Source organism: Aeromonas sp. SG16 (assembly GCF_024436135.1).
GTDB lineage: Bacteria > Pseudomonadota > Gammaproteobacteria > Enterobacterales > Aeromonadaceae > Aeromonas > Aeromonas jandaei.
In genome coordinates, this window is record NZ_JANFNW010000019.1 from 1 (window position 1) to 3,157 (window position 3,157).

General features: G+C 52.6%; 1 tRNA gene and 1 rRNA gene. Both read right to left on the minus strand.

Features of this window, described 5'->3' with window-relative positions:
* Positions 1-2,840: ribosomal RNA gene (locus NOM67_RS21660) — 23S ribosomal RNA — on the minus strand; the annotation flags it as partial.
* A 237-nt stretch (positions 2,841-3,077) separates the two neighbouring features.
* A tRNA-Glu gene (locus NOM67_RS21665) sits at positions 3,078-3,153 on the minus strand.
* Positions 3,154-3,157: the final 4 nt, after the last annotated feature.

Sequence of the window (3,157 nt, forward strand, 5' to 3'; positions counted from 1 at the left end):
GCGCTTACACACCCCACCTATCAACGTTGTGGTCTCCAACGGCCCTTTAGGACCCTCAAGGGGTCAGGGATGACTCATCTCAGGGCTCGCTTCCCGCTTAGATGCTTTCAGCGGTTATCGATTCCGAACTTAGCTACCGGGCAGTGCCACTGGCGTGACAACCCGAACACCAGAGGTTCGTTCACTCCGGTCCTCTCGTACTAGGAGCAACTCCCTTCAATCATCCAACGCCCACGGCAGATAGGGACCGAACTGTCTCACGACGTTCTGAACCCAGCTCGCGTACCACTTTAAATGGCGAACAGCCATACCCTTGGGACCGACTTCAGCCCCAGGATGTGATGAGCCGACATCGAGGTGCCAAACACCGCCGTCGATATGAACTCTTGGGCGGTATCAGCCTGTTATCCCCGGAGTACCTTTTATCCGTTGAGCGATGGCCCTTCCATTCAGAACCACCGGATCACTATGACCTACTTTCGTACCTGCTCGACCTGTCCGTCTCGCAGTTAAGCTGGCTTATGCCATTGCACTAACCTCCTGATGTCCGACCAGGATTAGCCAACCTTCGTGCTCCTCCGTTACTCTTTGGGAGGAGACCGCCCCAGTCAAACTACCCACCAGGCACTGTCCGCGAGCCCGATTCAGGGCCCTGCGTTAGAACATCAAACATACAAGGGTGGTATTTCAAGGACGGCTCCAGCGCAACTGGCGTCACGCCTTCAAAGCCTCCCACCTATCCTACACATGTAGGTTCAATGTTCAGTGCCAAGCTGTAGTAAAGGTTCACGGGGTCTTTCCGTCTAGCCGCGGGTACACCGCATCTTCACGGCGAATTCGATTTCACTGAGTCTCGGGTGGAGACAGCATGGCCATGGTTACACCATTCGTGCAGGTCGGAACTTACCCGACAAGGAATTTCGCTACCTTAGGACCGTTATAGTTACGGCCGCCGTTTACCGGGGCTTCGATCAAGAGCTTCGCTTGCGCTAACCCCATCAATTAACCTTCCGGCACCGGGCAGGTGTCACACCCTATACGTCCACTTTCGTGTTTGCAGAGTGCTGTGTTTTTGATAAACAGTCCCAGCCATCTGGTCACTGCGACTCCCGTCAGCTCCATCCGCAAGGGACTTCACCAACAAGAGCGTACCTTCTCCCGAAGTTACGGTACTATTTTGCCTAGTTCCTTCACCCGAGTTCTCTCAAGCGCCTTGGTATTCTCTACCCGACCACCTGTGTCGGTTTGGGGTACGATGACTTGTAATCTGAAGCTTAGAGGCTTTTCCTGGAAGCAGGGCATCAATGGCTTCCACACCGTAGTGTGTTCGTCTCGTGTCTCAGCGTTGCACCCCCGGATTTACCTAAAGGTACCGCCTACGCACTTTCACCAGGACAACCGTCGCCTGGCCCACCTAGCCTTCTCCGTCCCCCCATCGCAATTACAAGTCGTGCAGGAATATTAACCTGCTTCCCATCGATTACGCCTTTCGGCCTCACCTTAGGGGTCGACTCACCCTGCCCCGATTAACGTTGGACAGGAACCCTTGGTCTTCCGGCGAGGAGGCTTTTCACCCCCTTTATCGTTACTTACGTCAGCATTCGCACTTCTGATATCTCCAGCATACCTCTCGATACACCTTCGCAGACTTACAGAACGCTCCCCTACCACTTGCACTAAGTGCAAATCCGCGGCTTCGGTGCCTGGTTTGAGCCCCGTTACATCTTCCGCGCAGGCCGACTCGACTAGTGAGCTATTACGCTTTCTTTAAATGATGGCTGCTTCTAAGCCAACATCCTAGCTGTCTGAGCCTTCCCACATCGTTTCCCACTTAACCAGAACTTTGGGACCTTAGCCGGCGGTCTGGGTTGTTTCCCTCTTCACGACGGACGTTAGCACCCGCCGTGTGTCTCCCGGATAGTACTTACTGGTATTCGGAGTTTGCATGGGGTTGGTAAGTCGGGATGACCCCCTAGCCCAAACAGTGCTCTACCCCCAGTAGTATTCGTCCGAGGCGCTACCTAAATAGCTTTCGGGGAGAACCAGCTATCTCCGAGTTTGATTGGCCTTTCACCCCCAGCCACAGGTCATCCCCTAACTTTGCAACGTTAGTGGGTTCGGTCCTCCAGTTGATGTTACTCAACCTTCAACCTGCCCATGGCTAGATCACCCGGTTTCGGGTCTACACCTTGCAACTAGACGCCCAGTTAAGACTCGGTTTCCCTACGGCTCCCCTATACGGTTAACCTCGCTACAAAATGTAAGTCGCTGACCCATTATACAAAAGGTACGCAGTCACCCCGAAGGGCTCCCACTGCTTGTACGTACACGGTTTCAGGTTCTATTTCACTCCCCTCACAGGGGTTCTTTTCGCCTTTCCCTCACGGTACTGGTTCACTATCGGTCAGTCAGGAGTATTTAGCCTTGGAGGATGGTCCCCCCATATTCAGACAGGATGTCACGTGTCCCGCCCTACTCGATTTCACATCAAGGTTGTTTTCGTGTACGGGGCTATCACCCTGTATCGCCGGCCTTTCCAGGACCGTTCCACTAACTTCCAAGATGCTTAAGGGCTAATCCCCGTTCGCTCGCCGCTACTGAGGGAATCTCGGTTGATTTCTTTTCCTCGGGGTACTTAGATGTTTCAGTTCTCCCGGTTCGCCTCGTTACACTATGTATTCATGTAACGATACCCAAGTTATCTTGGGTGGGTTTCCCCATTCGGAAATCTGTGAGTAATAGCGTCTCTTACCGACTTCTCACAGCTTATCGCAGGTTAGTACGTCCTTCATCGCCTCTGACTGCCAAGGCATCCACCATGTACGCTTAGTCACTTAACCATACAACCCCAAGAAGTGTCGGTGAAACCGGCACAGCTTGTTGTCGTACAACAAGGACCAAATAAAATTTGGTTTTCGCCAAGAAGTTTCCAAAGCACTTGTAACAAATGTTTGAGAACTACTTTTTAAATCAGCTTTCCAGATTGTTAAAGAGCATGTTTGCAACGGCTCGAGGCCGAAGAAAACAGACATAAACATGACTGCTTATGTCTGCATTCTTGTTAGCAAGAAGAGAAGTGGCGTCCCCTAGGGGATTCGAACCCCTGTTACCGCCGTGAAAGGGCGGTGTCCTAGGCCTCTAGACGAAGGGGACCCAA